The following is a 19,760-nucleotide window of genomic DNA, read 5'->3' as shown; positions in this document are numbered from 1 at the left end:
GTGTGTTTATTTAGGAGTATTACTTTTTTTATCATCTGTCTTTGGTACCAAATGTTGCAGGTCCGGATCATTTTTAATTCGCTCGAGTTCAGCCGACACTATCCCAATAATATCCTGTTTGATTTGTTTGTAGTTAGCCTCAATTTCAGCTTTCATCATATCTTCTCCCTGTTCATTTACAAAAGAAAGTATCTCCGGGATTTTCTGATACGTTTTGGTTTCAGCAGCGACTTTTTCATTATCTACCACAATCTCCGCATGAAAAATCTTTTGCTCGATACGTTCATCAAAGTTGTCGGAAACGGCTCCTACAAACATTCCCTGAGTTAGGGTAGAGATTTTTGAAGCTGGTATAAGACTTTCTAATTGTGTGGAAATGGAGGTTGATTTATCATTCCGATTGATCGTCATACTTTGACGTCGCTGCAATATTTTACCAAAACGTTCCGAAAGGCTTTTAGCAGTTTCACCTACAACCTGCCCGCTAAAAATATTCCCTACGGTATTTTGAATTACTTTACTTTCCTTATCTCCATAATCTCTTGTCAATTGCGAATAATCCTGAAACCCTAAACATACTGCTACCTTATTGCTTCGTGCAGTGGCTATCAGATTGTCCAGCCCGCGAAAATATATTGTTGGCAGCTCATCTATGATTACCGAACTTTTGAGCTGTCCTTTTTTATTAATGAGTTTTACAATTCTGGAATTGTACAATCCTAAGGCAGCAGAATAAATATTTTGCCTGTCAGGATTATTGCCCACACAGAGGATTTTAGGCTCTTTAGGATTATTGATATCCAGTGAAAAATCATCACCTGTCATTACCCAGTACAACTGTGGCGAGATCATCCTTGACAAAGGAATTTTAGCAGAAGCAATCTGTCCCTGCAGCTGATCTTGAGCGCCGCCCTGCCACGCATCCATAAATGGAGAGAGATAATTTTCTAATTCGGAATAGGTAGTCAAAATTGTAAAGACGTCTGCGTATTTTTTGTTGAGCAGTTCAATCGCGTGAGGAAAAGTGCAATACTTTCCATTATCATAAATCTTCAAAAACCAAATAATAGCTGCCAAAAGGATAATCGGGCTTTCAACAAAAAAATCACCCTGCTTCTGTATCCATGAACGGTTCAGGTTCAGCATAATGGTATATGCAGATTCATAGGCATCGGATATATCGGTCATAAAATCGGGATTGATAGGATTGCATCGGTGGCTTCTTCTGGGATCATCAAAATTGATTATGTAAAACTTTGGTTTGACTTTGTATTTGTCGGTATGTTTCAATAAATGGTTGTAAGCAATGGTTGAAAGGTCATCAAACTTGAAATCATAGATATACATCGAAAAACCTTTTTCGATTTGTTGTTTAATGTAATTGTTTACAATGGCATAGGATTTACCGGAACCGGGTGTTCCTAATACAATAGTCGCGCGGAAAGGATTTACAATATTAATCCAGCCATTGTGCTGTTTTTTTTGATACCAGAATTTGGTTGGCAGATTGACAGAATACTCATTTTGCATCAACTGGGTTTCCTGCATGAAACTTTCATTTTCAGTATTAAAGACATCATCCATGAGGTTATTTTTGAGTAACCTGCTCATCCATACACCTGCCATCAGCAGGGAAATATACCCCAAACTCAAAGTGAAAATGTATAAAAATGTGGCCATTTCTACTGGCAACCTGAGTAATGGAGTATTGAGAAAGAAAAAAACAAAACCTATTGTGAGTGCTATATAAATTTTTATCCAGGTAATCTTTTCGTTTTTCACTCCTTTACTACCCAAACAGCTTAACGCCAGAAGAACCAAAGCAAATAGTTTCGTATACAGCGTATGGGAAAACAGTCCAGCTGTTCGCTGAAAGTTTCCCAATACTTTATCAATGATAGATAATGTCCATTGTTCTTCTTTGAAGAACCCATAACAAAACCAATAGCAGTGCATCAGTACTAATAAAATACTTACGGTTCGCATAAACTCCATAATCTTGGCTAATCCCCTTAAGTCATCTTCTCCCTGCATTTTCTAATTATTAAATGTTCGGGCGTGAATTTAAAGGCTGTGCAGCGTGGCTATAAAAATGTGGCAGACATTGGAGGTGTGTGGCAGTGTTTGGCGTTAAGTGGTTCCAATCAGGTTTAGATTTTACATCGCTTTTTTTATTAAATTTATAGTCCTGAAAATTATTTTGGGTATCTCATCAATTTAAATATCAACATTAAAGAAAAAATAATATGAATTACTATAATCCTGATATTGATCCAAGTGAAAGTGAACAAGAATATGAAGCTCGGAAAAATGAAGAAAGTAAATCTGCAACAGGATTAATGTTTGGTATCGCTGGGGTTTTTATTTTCGTCTTAAAAATGGCTGCTATTTTCGGTATTTTCTTTTATGCCGGATTTTTACTGTCGCAAAAGTTGTGGGGAGAAGAAACCAACAAATTAAAAATTTGGGGTTTCTCCATATTATTTACCTACCTTATTTTCTGCATCATTTATTTCTTTAAAGGAACCATCATCGGATTGCAGGCAAACAACCGGAAGTTATGGATATTACCGTGGGTAATCTGTGTGTTAATATGCTGTATTATCCCTTCATTTATAGTAAAATCATTGGTTGCGGGTATGTTCAATCCGACAGAACGACAGGGTATATTGTGTATAGGATTTAGTTGGGGAGCATTCATCCTTTTTTCATTATACATCTATGGTATTTATCAGTTCAAGACACCAACTGCTCCGAAGGTTTTGTATTGGAGCTATGCTTGGGGATTGAAAGTATCTTCATAATCGGGAGTTCATAATGAACAACAAAACCTATTGACCTCTCTTTCGTTTCTTTTTCTTCTTCATCTTATTAGCAAAATCCTGTTCTTGGTAATCTTCTCCCTGAGCTTCCGGCAATAACCCACCGAAACCTTCTATACTGCTATGTTCATCATCAGATTTCACTGGGCCTTGATTGCTTAGAAAATCAAATAAACCGTGAGGTTTCTCAATTGGTAAACTTTCGGATACTGTTTTAGTTAAAATTGTTTGGGTATCCTCAGTGTTTTTTGCTTCAGGTTGTAGCCCATTATTCCACCAGTCATTGAATACATTGGCTGAGAGTTCTTTTCCCAAACGCGAACCATTCCATACCGTTTTGGAATTGTGGTCAATAAATGTAATTCCATAAATGCGTCCCGTATCATTTTTGCGAATAATCACATTAATGCCTTTTTCAGTCAGCTGTTTTTTAAAGTCCTGTTCGTCAGTGACCGATTGCAGGGTCGTTTCAATTGTTTTTCTAATTGTAAGCCTCGCATCACTTTCTTTAAGCGCCTCTTTGGATGCTGTAAAATGATTTTGAAGCTCGATGTATCCTGCATTTTTTCCAAAAAGGGATGCTTTAAAAGGGTTACTTGCTTTTTCTCCATTTTCATTCAGGGCAAAATAGACCAGGCCTTGTTTGGGCTGCCCGTGCAGTTCTCCCTTGACCTCTTCTGCCGTAATATTAAACAGGGACAACAAAGCATTGTATTCTCCCAAACTTTGGAACTGATAGTGTTTAGGCAGATACCGTACCACCGAAGCGATTTGGCCTTTAATGTCATTGGTTTTGTAATTCACTGGGCGGAATGCATTCTCGTTTTGTTTGTATTCTTTGTCTGTTGCACAGGCTAAACCGTATTTTCGTTCCAGCTCACGGCATATATCCATCGAACGTCTGCGCTCATAACTATCCGAAATTTTCCGGCCTTCTTCATCCACGGAAACCGAAACGATATGAATGTGGGTACGCTCAATATCAGTATGCTTGAACACAATGAAAGGCTGCTCTCCGTATCCCATTTTTTGCATATACTCCTGTGCAATAGAAGTAAATTTTTCATCACTGACATTGTCCTTTGGATCTGGATTGAGGGAAATATGCAGTACCGTTTTCTCCGTTTTGCGATTTGCCAGCAAATAGGGCTCGAAAGAGCGGAACATTTGAGCAACAGAATAATGACCATCAGGCGTTTCTAACATCTTATGGGTAAAAAGAACCTCTGCATTTTCTTTTTCTACTTTGAGTTGATTATAAGAAAGTACACCGGTAAAATTTTGTCCCCTGCCAATTTTAGCCACCATTTCAGTCGTTTTTTTTAAGATATTTTGTTTCAAATTCTCCTGTAAGCCGTATGATTTGCTGACATAACCCTGCCATTTCAGTGGTCTGTTTTTCAAGTTTATAGAGATAGGCTGCGGCTTTTTTATCCGAAAAATTGCGATAAAGCAGCTTTACAATCTGATTATAATTCACTCCTACAGAACGAAACTGACCATAGAGCGTGGTCAGTCTCATGTAATAATCCATTGTAGCCTTGTCTATTTTTATCGTTTTAATAGTCTTTTGAAAAATACAGGCAGTAATAAAATGTGCCATTGCAGTCATTTCTGATTGTTCAAAAAGTGAAAGAAAACGGGCGTTTTCTTCAGCACTCAATGATATGGAATATCGAAATACGGCAGGATCCTTTTTAGGATTGCGTCCTGATTTCCTTGGTTGTCTATTATTGATTTGGTCCATAAAAATCCAATTATAAATTTATAAACATCGACTTTGGAGGATGTTTTTAGCTCCCTGCGGGGCAAGTTGTTTTGAGCAGCGGAATTCATTTCGAGCAGCTCAAAACACAACTTGCTCCTTTCGGGTGAAAGGAAAATCCGCCCTTCCAGGCGGATTAAAGTTAGCAGGGAAAAACGGCTTGAGGCCGTTCCGGTTGTTACCCACAAATTGATTTAAGCTTTTCATCTGTTCGACTTATCAAAACCTTTACAAAGTAAAGCCGTCAAAATGGAACCATTGCAGTGTGTTTCACTGCCAAAGAGTGCCACCTAATGCCAATGAGGGACAGGTTGATATGAGCGGGTATTTATCTGCATTTCTTTGTACTAGCATTCAGGCTTAGTGCTATATGTACCACCGCAATTGTGTAGCTACATAGAACACTAGTTAAGGACTTAAAATCATAGGTATTCAGATTCCTATATGCAAATGATTAACATTATGCAGGTCAGTATTTGAATAGATTGCTTTCTATGCGCGGACGGACAATTATACAGAGATACGGATATAAATAGTCGCTGATGTATGAAAATGGGTTTATGTGCAGACAAGTATATAAGAAGATGTATAAATATGTGCAGTGCCATATAGATGATGTCATACATAGGATGGTGTAGATCATTGTAGGTGAATATATAATTAAAAACAGATATACAAATGAAGACAAAACACAAAACACTATTTGTTGCCTTTTCTTCTCAAAAGGGAGGTGTTGGCAAAAGTACATTTACAGCAATTGCTGCCAGTATATTACACTACCGGCTCGGCTATAATGTAGCCATATTTGATTGTGACTTTCCGCAATACAGTTTGATTAAAATGCGTACCCGTGATATGGCTATGGTCATGGAAAACGATGTATTCAAGCGGATAGCTTATAAGCAGTTCACAACCATTAACAAAAAAGCTTATCCTATTATGAAGCATAAAGCTGAAGGCCTGCTGGAAGCTGCACATGACTTCGCAGAGTCGTCGACAGTGCCCATCGATGTTATCTTTTTTGACCTTCCAGGAACGGTGAATACGCCTGGGATTTTAAAAGCTTTGGCAGGAATGCACCATATTTTCACGCCTATTACGGCGGACCGTTTGGTCATGGAAAGTACACTCGTTTTTACGCAGTTGATGACGGACGTAATCATGAAAAAGGGAGAAACATCTATAGAAAATATCAGCCTGTTTTGGAATCAGGTGGATGGGCGTGAACGCTCACCGCTATATGACATCTACAACGAACTCATCAGCGATCTCGGACTAAGCTTTATGCAATCCCAGATTATGAACAGCATGCGTTTTCGCAAGGAAAGTGAAGCAGTTGCTAAGACCGTTTTTCGTTCTACCATACTGCCTCCAGACAAGCGGCTGATGAAAGCCTGTCGATTAGACCAGTTTATGACTGAGTTTTTAAGAACAATTCAATTATAATTCTATGCAAAAAGATAATAAGGAAAAAGTTACGCCTGAAATCGACGAAGAGCTGATGATGGCTATAATGGAGGATGGCGTGAAAAAGGAAGGTATGCAAATTCCCGGTGAACAAGCAAAAGAGCCAGAACAAGAAAAACTGGTAATCAAAGAGCGAAGCAAGGTAAAAAAGATAAATGAAACGGATTACGAAAAAATATTTTTCAAAAGAGCTGAAACCAATGCCCGAAATGGAAAATCGGTATACATACGTCCTGATTTTCACGAGAAGATGTCCCGTATCATACAGGTTATCGGTGAAGACAAGATCACTATTTATGCCTATTTGGATAATTTGTTAGAGTACCATTTTCAAGAGTTTGGAGAACAGATTACTAAGAGTTATAATGATAAGCATAAACCAATTTTTTAGCCATGGAAGTGTTGATTGTTATATGTCTGCTGATCGTCATTGTCCTTTTAACAAAGGACAAGATCATCATAAAAAAGGTGGTTTCAAAACAAGAGCAGCCACCATTCGTAAATCCCAATCTGCCTGAAATAATGGGCATTCCCAAACCAACGAGAAGCCTTTCGGTGCCAAATAGGACCTCCAAAACCCTAAACGAAGAGCCAGTAAAGGAGATTGATAATTTTGAATCAGAAACCGGCGAAAACGGTTTTGACATAGAAATTCCGCAGGAAGAACTGGACGATATTTTCAGAAACATGCCTGATTTTGAGGAAGAGGAAGAAGAATGGAACAGGTACGGAATATCCAGTGGGGATTACGGTTTTGCCCAAGGGGTTACCTTTGAAGAACTAAGCTCCGTGGGGTTGCTGCTGCAAAAAGAAAAATTGGAGCCATCTCAAAAGGAAACAGCGGTTGCTATTGTTCAGAAAATACAGGGAACCGAATTATTCAGCCTGCTGGAAAATTCCATGGAAAGTGCCTCCCGTAAGATAGCCGAGCTATTGGACGGGAGTCTTTCTTCTGAAACGGATGCCGGTTCTTCCACTTTGCGGAAAAATGATTTGGGAGAGTTTGATATTGGGGAGTTTATATAACTCTCCAATATATCATATGGCTTTATCAAGTCGTTTCTGAATAAATGATATTGTATTTAGAATATCAAGGGCTTCCTCTTCCGTAATCTCAAACTTAATTTTAGGTTCATGTGCTGTTGCGTTTCTTATTAAACCGAAAATACCTTTTATTAGATTGCAAAGCCCAATGTGTTCACTTCTATCAGTATCGTTCCTTAAATAGTTTATTCGAATCATTGGATTACTAGTTGAAAAAGCAGTTTCTACCAAAGCATTACCATCTGCATAAAGTCCTGTCATTTGCCTTAACCTATCTGCTATACTCTTTGTAGCCTCAAAAACTGAATGAAAATAGTTCTCTACTAACAACTCAGCTTTGCAATACTCAAATATTGTTGCATGCACGTTTCGGATTTCTAACTTATGCTTTAAGCGATTTGCCCTTTGCTCTGCTTCTGCAATTGTCGTAGCTTTTTCTACTTCTTTATATTTTCCAGCCTCGGTAAGTTCTGTTCCAATAAAAGACAATCTTTTATTAATTTCTAATCTTCTATTATGGAAAGTTTCTTCCTTTCCAATATATCTTACAGGTTGCAAGGCATCTTGAATAAACCTGAGAATATGATTTGAACATTGATGCTTATTCTGCCAATCTGCAAATGCACTATACAATCGTTTCCACTTAGTGTTTTGTGGATCAATATCAGGTATGTTGGAGTTTAATAGAATCTGACCAATTTCTGTTCCGGATAAACCTGTTACTGTATCACCTATTGTTCGACACATTCCTTCTAATATATGAGTCTCAAATACTGGATGTTTAATGCTAGCCATATATTCTACTTTTCTTCTTCGAAATAAATTTTATAATATTTCCTACCATCATTTTCAACCCCTTTTTCTATTAAATTTTTATTTCCGTGAATATAAACATGAAAATTTTGATCGAGTTTTAAAACACTTTTAAAGACTCGTGACTGCTTTTTAACAGCCTGAGACGAAATTTGAAAATTATCTTTTAAGTCTAATTCATTATCTTCCCTGTAACTGTTGTCAAATTTTCTAAAGGATTCAATTACATTAGTATCTCCAAATACTTCTTCTTCAAATTCAGATTTATTAAAAGTTTCGTGCTTCTTAAAGTAATCGACCGAACGATTCAAAAAATCTATCTTATCAGTTTTGCTTATATCATCAAAGTCATCAGAAAGTTTCGTAGTTACAAATTGTTTTGCGATGCCTAAAAATTGATTTGTCTGATGGAAGTCATCTTTTTTAGGTCGGACACTTAAGAAGTCATCTTTCCAGTATTGAGCTTCAGAACCTTTATTAGTATTATCAATAATAGATACAATAAAGCCTTCCTCTTTTTCAGTGTTAAAAATCAGACATCCTTTGTCAAGTCTATTAATATTTAAACCCGAAATATCTGTCAAGTCAAATCCCTTATTTGTACTATTAATCTTGAGAATTGTATCCTTATTTTCAGATTTAAACAGTACGATACAGTCAACAATCTCATCGTTCAGTTGACAATCTTTTATATACACAACGAATAATTCTCCACCTTTTATATTAGGGTGTGTACTTTTATCATATAGATATCTTCCGACATTTTTTGATTCTTCTATATATGATTGTTCATTCCTAAAAAGTGAACTTGCAAACTGATAAATCGGATTAAGATTCAAATTTGGATCAAAATAAAAATGATATAATTCTTCTGCTTTGAAATTTGAAACCAGTAGGTTGCTTAAATGTTCTTCTACTTTGCTAAAATCTGTCAATTCCTCTGCAAATCTAACTCCATCACCACTGTTTTTGTTACCAATATAATGGATGATTAGCTTGTCTATTTTTCCCAGTGATATATTGTCCATAAATTAATTGTTGTAAATATTTTGAGGAATTAACCCCTTACCATCATTAAATTCATCTACTGTATGAAAATATGATAAATTGTTTTCAATCCAATAATCTTTAGACGCATGCTCAACCATGAATATTTGGAAGGACTGCTTTTTTGTTTTATTTATATATTCAATAAAAGAGTTTAGTAATGTGAAAGCGTCAAGCAGCTTAGTTTTATCATCATTCCCTTTTTGATTATCACTAGCATAATAAGGAATACTTGGCTGATCAATAAATAAAAACTGAGGAACGTGATCCTGCTGTATATTAATCATGTGTTCATGCAGTCCTAAATAAACACATAAGTGCATAAACATATAATTAGATTTACTTCCAACATTATCTAAAGGAAACAGCTGTCCTTTAGGAATAAGCTGTAAAATCATTTTCTCGGTATTGAAATCCAATTTACTATCCTTATATGCGGGCAGGGATTTTAAAAGATCAAAATTACGCTGTATACAGTCGTTTAAAAATGTCCGCATAGTATATTTTATCTGCGAAGTTTCCCCTGGTATCTTAGATAGTCTATCTTTCTCTTCACTTAGCCTATTGAGTTTAACCGCATCAATTGGTTTAGCAACTTCACGCTTAAGCAATTGTTCATACGCATTTTTTATTTCACCTAACACAATGAATTTTTGGCCTTCTGCCAGATAGCTTTTCTGAATTTTAGTTAATTCCTCAATTTTATCATTAATAGTCTTTAACTGATCTTTTAATTCCTTAACATCACCATCTACTTTTACAGGTTCAGTAACTTTTTTTGTAAGCGAACTTTTGATATTATATAGAGATATTTGAAGGGAATCGAGAAAAAGTTTTGTCTCATAAGAGTTTACCAGCTGGTCAGACAGATTTTTATTAAGAAATTCAATAGGCTGCAAGCTGTCTGCTGATTTATTTAAATTTCTTCTGTATAGATCGTACTCCCTTTGGTACTGGGTTACAGCATTTATCTGTCCTTGGACTCTACTACGATCTTTGTTCAGTATATCTAATTCTAAAAACAAGTTAGAATTAGATGCTTTCTGCTTTGTGTTTTCAATTACTTCCTGAATTGTAACTAAAGCCTCTTCAGTAGTTTCACTGTAATAGTCAAATTCAACAAAACTGTATTCTTTGCATTTATCCAGCAGTCTACGTACACTAACACCAAAGTTTTTCTCTTTGGTTTCATTACTTTTATTTTGACTTTGAATTTTTTTTAAGTCATTTTCAATTTCCTTAAGACGTTCAAGTGCTTTTAAATTTTCCAAATCATTTACTCCTATCACTAAATCAAAAATATGGCTAAGTGCATTTTCATATTCTTCTTTACCGAAGAAAATTGTATCAAAGTATGTTTCAGGAGCACCAATAACAGTTTCAGTTAAAGCGTTAAATAATAGGAAATGTCTATATGAAATATTAAGCGAGGATTTACCAAACTCATTGCCATAAGGAAATCTTAAAGCATCATTAATTCCAAATTCATTATCTAAAAAAGTTTTTGCTTCTTCAATTGGTGTTTTAATTTCAAAATTATCCGGAAATCCCCCTTCTTTAAATATAAGATCAGATGCAGGAGCCCCTTTCTCAGGCGCTTTTCTTACAATAGAAATTTCTTTGTCATTTATCGTAAATCGGATACCAAACCACAAAGCTTTTTCATAAATAGTATTAGGAAGGTTTACTTTTCCTGATAAGAGACAATAGTCTATAATGCTCCAAAAACTTGATTTACCTGTAGTAGCATTTCCAGTAATTACATTGACCTTGTTAGGAAGGAATTCATAACTTTTTGATTCAGAAAAATCATTTTTAAACCATAATTTTATTTCGTGGAGTGTGAATTTCATAATTGGACCTTTAGTATTCTGTAAAGTTGATTAGTCGAATAATTTTCAATAAGTGATAAAAAAACTGGAATAACCTCCATTAGTTTTGAAAATCGATCGCCTAATTCTTCAACATCAATATTAATTTTAGTATTACTTTTTCTTATTATATTGTCATTGACATACAATTGTTCTCCTTTTTTTAGAATTATTAACGAGTTAATTGATACAGGCAATAATGATAAATATCTTTTATTGAATGAAGCAAACAATCTTTGGTTAATATTAACGAGGTGTTCCAAATTGCATTCTGTACTATTATTTTTTTTTATAAAACTGACAGTTTTATCATCTAATAAAAAAGGTAAAATTAAACAGCTTCGAGCGATATCAATACTTTCAATTTTATCCAAGATTGACAAAAACACACAGCTTGCTATAGCTTCATTATTATACACATAGTAAACTTCCTTCATAATTTCTTGTATTTTTCTTTCCAGTCTAAGTGCCAGCCTATTTCCAGTTTATCAGACAATACATAATAGTGGCCATTGCTTGATTCAAGCCCTAATGCTGCAAAACCTGGGATCGGTAAATTTTGTCTCTTAACATAATCTACAATTTCTAATCCCATACTTTTAATATCCTCCTCTAAGTCATTGAGGTTTTCTCCTAATTTTATTCTCTTTTCAATATTTCTATATTTTACTTTAAATTCATTCAGCCACGTTTGAATACTATTCTGCTTGAAACTTTCAACATCCATCGGAAGTAAAAAACTCTCTTCTGACCAATATGTAAAATCATTAAGAAATTTAAGCATTTGAGTTGTATAATCTCTTATATATATTGAGCCTGAGTCAACTTCTCCTATATCTATAAGCTGTTTAATAAATATCTGCTCTTCCAAATTCTCTGGCAGTAATACTGGTAAATTTCTTTGAGGCAGCGATCCTGTAACAAATGCAACCTGGAAACACTTGCCAAATCTAATGTTGAAATCATCAAAGCTTATTTCAAACTTTTTTCGGTCTTTAATATCAGTGAATTTTGCCAAATACATGTTTGATGAGAGACTTTCAAAAACAGGATCAATAAATTTATGCTGTTTTACATTTTCTAAAATCTTGTTTTTTATTTTTTGTATGATATCATCAACACCAGTTTCAATCCCTAATTTTTTAAAAAAAGACTTACACCTTTTCTTACCCAGAGTACGCACATTTTTTATGTAACTTTTAAGAATAGTATCTTGAGTTTTTGCCTCCAGTGCTGAAAGAATATCTAATAATTTATCAAGATCAAGATCCGTTTTAAAAATTTCAAGTGCATCAATGAAATTATTATCCCAGTGGTTTTTATTGGTCACTAAAATAAAAATGTGCTTATTTAGAAAATTGTCTGTATTATTTTTATCTACTTTGATAAAATCACTCCAATTACTTAGTGTTTTCCATAAGTCAGAATCTAAAGAGGTTAAATTTTGAATTTGTCCTGCTGCATTTTGGAGGACAGAATGCTTCATTTGAAGTAAAACCGTTGTACCATCAGCCACATCTATATGAATATCTTCTTTGACCTCAAATCCAATTTTTTCTCCAAATTTTAGGTTCAAGGATAGATATATAAAATAGTAAAATTGATAATCAAACCCTATCGTCTGAGGCCCAACTGTATGTTTTGTTAATAATGATTCTGTGTCGTTCATAGGCAATTTGCATTTCCTTATTTCATCAGGTTATTATAATGATCAATTCGCTAATATACAAAAATCCTGTCATTTACTGCCAAGTATTACCTCTCAAAGACATATACTTATAACGCCTTCATTTCTATAACACCTTTGTCCCGATAGCCCGCAGGGTGCGGGAAAACAATAACAATTAATTTGTTTAACCATGGAAAAACAAAGAAAAAAAGTTCTGTTGGCAACAGTGGCAATGCTGATAGGTTTCAGTGCGCTTGCCCAAGGCAACGGTACAGCGGGTATCAATGAAGCAACCCAGATGGTAACATCCTATTTCGATCCCGCGACCCAGCTCATCTACGCCATCGGAGCAGTGGTTGGCCTCATCGGCGGTGTTAAAGTGTATAACAAATTCAGCAGCGGAGATCCCGATACCAGTAAGACTGCGGCAAGCTGGTTTGGTGCGTGTATCTTCCTAATTGTAGCGGCTACCATTCTTCGTTCATTCTTCCTTTAAAAATTGATATATGAACAATTACAATATCAATAAAGGTATCGGAAGAACAGTAGAATTTAAAGGACTCAAGGCACAATACCTGTTCATTTTCGCTGCTGGATTACTCGGAACGCTTATCCTGGTCATGATACTTTACATGGCTGGGGTCAATTCTTACATCTGCCTGTTTCTCGGAGCCGGCGGCGCTTCGCTGATTGTATGGCAGACCTTCTCCCTAAACAAAAAGTATGGAGAACATGGACTGATGAAAGTCGGTGCAAGAAAAAGGCATCCCCATTACATCATCTGCCGTAAGCCTGTACACCGCTACCTGAAGTTCACCCCTAAATCCAGTGTCGTATGAGAAATGCAGCAAAAACCACAACACTGGAAAGCAAGTTTCCATTACTGGCGGTAGAGAACAATTGTATCCTGTCAAAAGATGCGGACATTACCGCCTGCTTTCAGGTGTATTTACCGGAACTGTTTACAGTTGCCTCTGCCGAATACGAAGCCATTCATTCCGCTTGGCATAAAGCCATCAAAACCCTGCCTGATTTTACGGTAGTACATAAACAGGATTGGTACATCAAGGAAAGCTACGCCCCTGATGTGGCAGAAGACGACCAGAGTTTTTTGGCAAAGTCCTACCAACGTCATTTCAACGAGCGTCCGTTCCTGAATCATTACTGCTACCTGTTCCTGACCAAGACCACGAAGGAAAGAATGCGCATGCAGAGCAATTTCTCATCGCTCTGCAAAGGCTCGCTTATCCCAAAGGAAATCAGGGATAAGGAAGCGATCCATCGCTTTATGGAAGCGGTTGCTCAGTTTGAGCGTATCATCAACGACTGCGGATTTATCAAACTGCAGCGTCTGAGCGAAGAGGATATTATCGGTGCGGAAGGAAAACAGGGATTACTGGAACAGTACCTCACTTTGTCACGAGAAGCCGGAACACCAATGCAGGACATCGCACTCGGAGGTGAAGAAGTCCGCATCGGCAACAAAAGGCTGTGCCTGCACACCTTATCCGATACAGACGATTTGCCCGGAACGGTATCGGCAGATACCCGTTACGAAAAACTATCTACGGACCGTAGCGACTGCCGTCTGTCATTTGCTGCACCAGTGGGATTGTTGCTCAGCTGCAATCATATCTACAACCAATATTTATTTTTGGATAACAGCGATGAGAGCCTGCAAAAGTTTGAAAAATCTGCACGAAACATGCACTCATTGGCCCGCTACAGCCGTGCCAACCAAATCAACAAGGAATGGATTGAGCGTTACCTAAACGAAGCCCATTCTTTTGGGCTATCGTCCATCAGGGCACATTTCAACATCATGGCCTGGTCCGAAGATTCCGGCGAACTCAAGCAGTTAAAGAATGACAGCGGGAGCGCACTCGCATTAATGGAATGCAAGCCCCGCCACAACACTACAGATGTTGCCACATTGTATTGGGCGGGAATGCCCGGCAATGCCGGTGATTTTCCAAGTGAGGAAAGCTTTTACACGTTCATTGAACCGGCTTTGTGCTTTTTTACTGAAGAAACGAACTATCACAATTCACCATCACCGTTTGGCATCAAGATGGCAGACAGGCTCACAGGCAAACCCATCCATCTGGACATTTCAGACCTGCCCATGAAACGTGGTATCATCACCAACCGGAACAAGTTTATATTGGGCCCTTCGGGAAGCGGTAAATCTTTTTTTACCAACCACATGGTAAGGCAATACTATGAGCAAGGCGCACACGTCCTGCTAGTAGATACCGGTAACTCTTATCAGGGATTGTGCGAGCTCATCAAAGGCAAAACCAAAGGCGAAGACGGGGTCTATTTTACTTATACCGAAGACAACCCGATTGCCTTTAACCCTTTCTACACCGATGATGGTGTGTTCGACATTGAAAAGAGAGAAAGCGTCAAAACACTGATACTCACCTTATGGAAACGAGATGATGAACCACCAACTCGTTCAGAAGAGGTGGCATTGTCCAATGCGGTAAGCGGTTATATCGAACGTATCAAACAAAGTGACTTATATCCTTCTTTCAATGGTTTTTATGAATTCGTTCAGGGCGATTACCGCAAGGTGCTGGAAGAAAAACAGGTAAGGGAAAAAGACTTTGACATTGCCAATTTCCTCAATGTACTGGAACCGTATTACAAAGGTGGCGAGTATGATTACCTGCTCAATTCCGATAAGCAGTTAGACCTGCTTTCCAAACGCTTTATCGTGTTTGAAATTGATGCCATCAAAGACCATAAAATCCTCTTTCCTATAGTGACCATCATCATTATGGAGGTATTTATCAACAAGATGAGAAGATTGAAAGGTATACGCAAACTCATCCTGATTGAAGAAGCCTGGAAAGCCATCGCAAAAGAAGGAATGGCGGAATACATCAAGTACCTTTTTAAAACAGTCAGGAAATTTTTCGGTGAAGCCATTGTGGTAACGCAGGAAGTAGATGACATCATTCAGTCACCCATTGTAAAAGAAAGCATCATCAACAATTCCGATTGTAAAATCCTGCTCGACCAGCGCAAGTACATGAACAAATTTGATGATATACAGGCAATGCTTGGTTTGACCGACAAAGAAAAAGCACAGGTACTTTCCATCAACATGAACAATGATCCCTCACGGCTTTACAAGGAAGTATGGATAGGCCTGGGTGGCACGCACTCTGCGGTATATGCCACAGAAGTCAGCCTCGAAGAATATCTCGCCTATACCACCGAAGAAACCGAGAAAATGGAAGTCATGCAACTTGCCTCGGAATTGGACGGCAATGTAGAACTCGCCATCAAGCACATCGCCATCAGACGACGTGAGAAAACAAATCAATAATGATTACTAATTTAAAAATCGAAGAACAATGAAAAAATTAATGTTTCTGATGTATACGGCGCTCATCCTTGCCGTTACACCTTCTGTGAAAGCCCAGTGGGTAGTTACAGACCCCACCAACCTGGCTTCAGGTATTTTGAACAGTGCCAATGAAATTATACAGACTTCATCCACCGTATCCAATGTTATTAAAAATTTCAAGGAAGTGGAAAAGGTATATAAACAGGGCAAAGAATATTACGACAAGCTGCAGGCGGTAAACAACCTGGTGAAAGATGCGCGCAAAGTACAGCAGACTGTACTGCTGGTGGGTGATGTGTCGGAAATGTATGTACAGAACTTTGGCAAGATGATGAACGATCCCAACTTTTCTGCTCGCGAATTGGCAGCTATTGCCAATGGCTATTCAGCACTGCTGGGTGAGAGTACCGAGCTGCTGAAAGAACTCAAACAGATTGTAAGCTCATCAAGCCTGTCCCTGAATGACAAAGAGCGCATGGATATTATTGACCGTGTGTACAAAGAAGTAAAAGAATACCACAGCCTGGTACGCTACTATACCAACAAGAATATCTCCATAAGCATTCTAAGGGCAAAGAAGCAGAACAATACCAAAAGAGTGCTGGAACTCTATGGGCCTTCAAACCAAAAATACTGGTAAGCTATGGAATTTAATAATCTTCACGAAGTCCTGCGCTCGCTATATGATGAGATGCTGCCACTGTCCGCCGATATGGCGGCAGTGTCCAAAGGTCTTGCTGGTTTAGGAGCCTTGTTCTATGTAGCCATTAAGGTATGGCAGGCGCTCAGCCGGGCAGAGCCGATTGAAATGTACCCTTTGCTGCGTCCGTTTGCATTAGGCCTCTGCATCATGTTTTTTCCGACCGTGGTACTAGGAACCATCAATGCTGTTCTAAGTCCGGTGGTTACAGGAACCCACTCCATCCTCGAAAATCAGGTGCTTGACCTGAACGATTTACAGGCAAAAAAAGACCAACTGGATCGGGAAGCGATGCTTCGCGACCCTGAAACGGCCTATTTGGTATCGAACGAAGAGTTTGATAAAAGACTGGAAGAATTGGGCTGGTCGCCCGCCGATGTTGGAACAATGGCAGGAATGTATATGGACAGACAAGCCTATAAAATCGAGAAAGCAATAAAGGAATGGTTTCGCAATTTGCTGGAAATACTTTTTCAGGCGGCGGCATTGGTGATTGATACCATACGTACTTTTTTCCTGATTGTCCTGTCCATACTCGGACCGATAGCATTTGCCATATCGGTATGGGACGGCTTTCAATCTACGCTCACACAGTGGCTCACCCGATATGTCAGTGTGTATTTATGGCTCCCGGTAGCAGACCTGTTCAGCTCGATGCTTGCTAAAATCCAATCCCTGATTATAGAGCGTGATATTGAAATGCTTGCCGATCCGACTTTCATCCCGGATACTTCAAACACCGTGTATATCATCTTTATGATTATAGGTATTGTGGGCTACTTTACCATTCCGACGGTGACTGGCTGGATTATTCAGGCCGGCGGGGCAGGTAACTTTACCCGTAATGTCAACCAGACGGCAATGAAATCCGGAAATATAGCTGGAGCCGGAGCCGGTTCAGCAGTTGGAAATATTGGAGGCAGGCTAGTAAACAATTAATCATTGAGAAAAATGGAATTTAAAACGCTAAGAAATATCGAAAACAGTTTTAGGCAGATCAGATTGTACGCCATTGTGTTTGCTGTACTCTGCACAGGGGTCACAGGATATGCCGTATGGCATTCCTACCGCTTTGCGGAACAGCAACGGCAAAAAATCTATGTCCTGGACAATGGCAAATCATTGATGCTGGCACTCGCGCAGGATGCCTCCATTAACCGTCCGGTGGAAGCCCGGGAACACGTAAGACGTTTTCACGAACTGTTCTTTACGCTCGCTCCCGACAAGAACGCCATTGAAAGCAATATGAAACGGGCGTTCAATCTCGCCGATAAAAGTGCCTTCGATTATTACAGTGACCTTTCGGAAAAAGGGTATTACAATCGCATCATATCGGGCAATGTACAGCAGCGCATCGAAATAGACAGTGTGGCCTGCAATTTCGAGACCTATCCCTATGCCGTACGTACCTATGCCAAACAGTTCATCATCCGTTCCAGCAACGTGACAAAACGTAACCTGGTTACGTCCTGTTTTCTGGTAAACTCAGTTCGTTCGGACAATAACCCGCAAGGATTCAATATCGAAAAGTTCACAGTGACGGAGAACAAGGATATTGAGGTCATCGAACGCTAAAAAAATGCCGTATGAAAAATTTAAGAACAAATCTGAACAAGTTGTTTGACAGGTTGGACCAGCGCTGGCAGGCACTGCCCGTAAAGAAACAACACAGCTATACACTGTGCTTTTTTACAGGGTATCTGCTGCTTACCATAGGAGTCATTTTTAAAGTAGGACTCGATACGACAAGATCCGATAATGACATGGTGATAAAGCATATTGAAAACCCTGTCGGTAAAAAGAAAGAAAGTCTTGCAACGCAGGACACTTTGATAACAATTCTAAAAAATAAGATTTATGAAGGAAAATGAAAAAAAGGTCAGCATTCTTGTTGAGGAGGGCGGCCAAAACAAAACATCCAATCTACCCGATGATGAAAAAAGAAAGAAGGAAAGGCTTAAAAAGCCCCTGATATTTGTTTTAATGGGCATCGTGTTTTTAGGCTGTATGTACCTGATATTTAAACCGTCTTCCGAGAAAAAGGAAATCGAAAACATCGGACTGAACGATGCCGTTCCAGAGGCGAGCGATGCGGGAATGCAGGCAGACAAACAAAAGGCCTACGAGCAGGACATGCTGGAACAGAAAGAGCAGGAAAAACGCAACGCTCTTACCACACTCTCCGACTATTGGAACGAGGACCGTTCATCCGATGACGCAACAGAGGCAGCATCTGATGAAGAAGACCCAGGCAGTGGAACTGGCGGTGGCACTGGAAAATCCGGCAACCCGGCACTAAACAGCTATCGCAATGCACAAAGTACATTGAGTTCTTTCTATCAGGACGATAATGGCGAAACACAGGAACTCCGCAGGCAATTGGACGAGCTGAAAGAAAAACTGGCTGAAAAGGAAGTGCCTGCCGGTATAACCGCAGATGACCAACTGGCTTTGATGGAGAAATCCTATCAGATGGCTGCAAAGTACCTTCCTTCAGGAACAAATACCAGCGAAGGTGCAAACAGCAACAGTAGTACTGTTACTCCTGGGACTACGCAGAAGGAATATTTTGCCCCATTCACCCCGGCAGGAAAAAGTGTTGTATCAGCACTGTACCGTGAACCCAGTGACAGTACCTTTTTGTCCGACTGGAGCCAAACCAGAAACCGCAGTTTTTATACAGCAGGTTCGGCGCAGCAAGTGATACAGCCAAAGAACAGCATCAAAGCCTGTGTACAGGAAACACAGACCATTATCGGCGAAAGCATGGTACAGTTGCGTTTATTGGAGCCTGCTAAAACACCTAACCGTATCATTCCGAAGGGCACAATCTTAACTGCTAATACTAAGATTCAGGGAGGACGTTTACAGTTAAAAGTTACTTCCATAGAACTGGACGGTAATATCATCCCAGTGGATATCACCATTTATGATCTCGATGGCCAGCAAGGTCTGTACGTGCCGTATTCACCGGAAATGAATGCCCTTACCGAAATGGCCGGCAATATGAGCCAGACTTCCGGAACAAGCCTCATGCTGACCCAATCGGCAGGACAGCAAATAGCCGCAGATATGAGCAAAGGAGTGGTTCAGGGAATCTCGGGGTACTTCTCCAAAAAAGTAAGGACACCGAAAGTCACCCTAAAGGCAGGGCATCAAGTTTTCCTTGTCTCTAAAAAATAAAAAGTAATAGTAAACTTA

Annotated in this window: 20 protein-coding genes; 12 read left to right on the top strand and 8 right to left on the bottom strand. The window is 38.7% G+C overall.

What is annotated here, in order from left to right:
- Positions 1 to 6: 6 nt before the first annotated feature.
- On the bottom strand, positions 7 to 2,034 hold the full coding sequence (gene mobC / locus E0I61_RS09525) for a conjugal transfer protein MobC (RefSeq protein ID WP_132070998.1): 2,028 nt from the start codon (positions 2,032 to 2,034) through the stop codon (positions 7 to 9).
- A 212-nt stretch (positions 2,035 to 2,246) separates the two neighbouring features.
- On the opposite strand from mobC, the gene E0I61_RS09520 reads away from it, so the two are divergent.
- On the top strand, positions 2,247 to 2,804 hold the full coding sequence (locus E0I61_RS09520) for a hypothetical protein (protein ID WP_132070996.1): 558 nt from the start codon (positions 2,247 to 2,249) through the stop codon (positions 2,802 to 2,804).
- Between the two features lie 27 nt (positions 2,805 to 2,831).
- Here the strand turns inward: E0I61_RS09520 and mobB are convergent, their stop codons facing one another.
- Both mobB and mobA read right to left on the bottom strand, forming a co-directional pair.
- Complete coding sequence (mobB, locus tag E0I61_RS09515) at positions 2,832 to 4,130, bottom strand: conjugal transfer protein MobB (protein ID WP_132071128.1); 1,299 nt, start codon at positions 4,128 to 4,130, stop codon at positions 2,832 to 2,834.
- Between the two features lies 1 nt (position 4,131).
- A complete protein-coding gene (gene mobA, locus E0I61_RS09510; protein WP_132070994.1) occupies positions 4,132 to 4,569 on the bottom strand; it encodes a conjugal transfer protein MobA in 438 nt (145 codons plus the stop codon).
- 696 nt (positions 4,570 to 5,265) lie between these two features.
- Here mobA and E0I61_RS09505 point away from each other — a divergent pair.
- The 3 genes from E0I61_RS09505 (at position 5,266) to E0I61_RS09495 (ending at position 7,080) form a co-directional block, all read left to right on the top strand.
- Positions 5,266 to 6,033 carry a ParA family protein gene (locus E0I61_RS09505; protein WP_132070992.1) on the top strand — a complete coding sequence of 256 codons (768 nt, stop codon included), beginning with the start codon at positions 5,266 to 5,268 and terminating at the stop codon, positions 6,031 to 6,033.
- A 4-nt stretch (positions 6,034 to 6,037) separates the two neighbouring features.
- A complete protein-coding gene (locus E0I61_RS09500; protein WP_132070990.1) occupies positions 6,038 to 6,445 on the top strand; it encodes a DUF3408 domain-containing protein in 408 nt (135 codons plus the stop codon).
- Between the two features lie 131 nt (positions 6,446 to 6,576).
- Positions 6,577 to 7,080: a conjugal transfer protein TraD gene (locus tag E0I61_RS09495; RefSeq protein WP_449404229.1), complete on the top strand. Its 504-nt coding sequence runs from the start codon at positions 6,577 to 6,579 to the stop codon at positions 7,078 to 7,080.
- Between the two features lie 12 nt (positions 7,081 to 7,092).
- On the opposite strand, the gene E0I61_RS09490 is transcribed toward E0I61_RS09495, so the two are convergent.
- From E0I61_RS09490 to E0I61_RS09470, 5 genes are read right to left on the bottom strand one after another with little or no spacing between them, the layout of a single operon-like run.
- Positions 7,093 to 7,893, bottom strand: coding sequence for a TIGR02391 family protein (locus E0I61_RS09490; RefSeq protein ID WP_132070986.1), 801 nt, complete (start codon positions 7,891 to 7,893; stop codon positions 7,093 to 7,095).
- A 5-nt stretch (positions 7,894 to 7,898) separates the two neighbouring features.
- On the bottom strand, positions 7,899 to 8,939 hold the full coding sequence (locus E0I61_RS09485; RefSeq protein WP_132070984.1) for a nucleoid-associated protein: 1,041 nt from the start codon (positions 8,937 to 8,939) through the stop codon (positions 7,899 to 7,901).
- Positions 8,940 to 8,942: 3 nt separating this feature from the next.
- Positions 8,943 to 10,811 (bottom strand): DUF3732 domain-containing protein, encoded by a 1,869-nt coding sequence (locus E0I61_RS09480; RefSeq protein WP_132070982.1) that lies wholly within the window; start codon positions 10,809 to 10,811, stop codon positions 8,943 to 8,945.
- Complete coding sequence (locus E0I61_RS09475) at positions 10,808 to 11,266, bottom strand: three component ABC system middle component (protein WP_132070980.1); 459 nt, start codon at positions 11,264 to 11,266, stop codon at positions 10,808 to 10,810. Before E0I61_RS09475 ends, E0I61_RS09480 begins: the two co-directional genes overlap by 4 nt.
- Positions 11,263 to 12,498, bottom strand: a complete 1,236-nt coding sequence (locus E0I61_RS09470; protein WP_132070978.1) for a hypothetical protein — start codon at positions 12,496 to 12,498, stop codon at positions 11,263 to 11,265. The genes E0I61_RS09475 and E0I61_RS09470 overlap by 4 nt, the downstream gene beginning before the upstream one ends.
- A 190-nt stretch (positions 12,499 to 12,688) precedes the next feature.
- Here E0I61_RS09470 and E0I61_RS09465 point away from each other — a divergent pair, with 190 nt between their 5' ends.
- From E0I61_RS09465 to traM, 8 genes are read left to right on the top strand one after another with little or no spacing between them, the layout of a single operon-like run.
- Entirely contained in the window at positions 12,689 to 12,994 is a 306-nt protein-coding gene (locus E0I61_RS09465; RefSeq protein WP_132070976.1) for a DUF4134 domain-containing protein, read from the top strand.
- A gap of 10 nt (positions 12,995 to 13,004) precedes the next feature.
- Positions 13,005 to 13,337 (top strand): DUF4133 domain-containing protein, encoded by a 333-nt coding sequence (locus E0I61_RS09460; protein WP_132070974.1) that lies wholly within the window; start codon positions 13,005 to 13,007, stop codon positions 13,335 to 13,337.
- Complete coding sequence (locus E0I61_RS09455; protein WP_132070972.1) at positions 13,334 to 15,838, top strand: TraG family conjugative transposon ATPase; 2,505 nt, start codon at positions 13,334 to 13,336, stop codon at positions 15,836 to 15,838. Before E0I61_RS09460 ends, E0I61_RS09455 begins: the two co-directional genes overlap by 4 nt.
- Before the next feature lie 28 nt (positions 15,839 to 15,866).
- A complete protein-coding gene (locus E0I61_RS09450) occupies positions 15,867 to 16,499 on the top strand; it encodes a DUF4141 domain-containing protein (RefSeq protein WP_132070970.1) in 633 nt (210 codons plus the stop codon).
- Positions 16,500 to 16,502: 3 nt separating this feature from the next.
- Entirely contained in the window at positions 16,503 to 17,498 is a 996-nt protein-coding gene (gene traJ, locus E0I61_RS09445; protein WP_132070968.1) for a conjugative transposon protein TraJ, read from the top strand.
- Positions 17,499 to 17,510: 12 nt separating this feature from the next.
- A complete protein-coding gene (gene traK, locus E0I61_RS09440) occupies positions 17,511 to 18,134 on the top strand; it encodes a conjugative transposon protein TraK (RefSeq protein ID WP_132070966.1) in 624 nt (207 codons plus the stop codon).
- An 11-nt stretch (positions 18,135 to 18,145) separates the two neighbouring features.
- The gene (locus tag E0I61_RS09435) at positions 18,146 to 18,430 is read left to right on the top strand and encodes a nitrogen regulatory IIA protein (protein ID WP_132070964.1); all 285 of its coding nucleotides are present in this window, start codon (positions 18,146 to 18,148) and stop codon (positions 18,428 to 18,430) included.
- Entirely contained in the window at positions 18,417 to 19,742 is a 1,326-nt protein-coding gene (traM, locus tag E0I61_RS09430; RefSeq protein WP_132070962.1) for a conjugative transposon protein TraM, read from the top strand. Before E0I61_RS09435 ends, traM begins: the two co-directional genes overlap by 14 nt.
- Positions 19,743 to 19,760: the final 18 nt, after the last annotated feature.

Source organism: Flavobacterium ranwuense (assembly GCF_004349315.1).
Lineage (GTDB): Bacteria > Bacteroidota > Bacteroidia > Flavobacteriales > Flavobacteriaceae > Flavobacterium > Flavobacterium ranwuense.
This window is presented reverse-complemented; position numbering and strand designations above follow the sequence as displayed.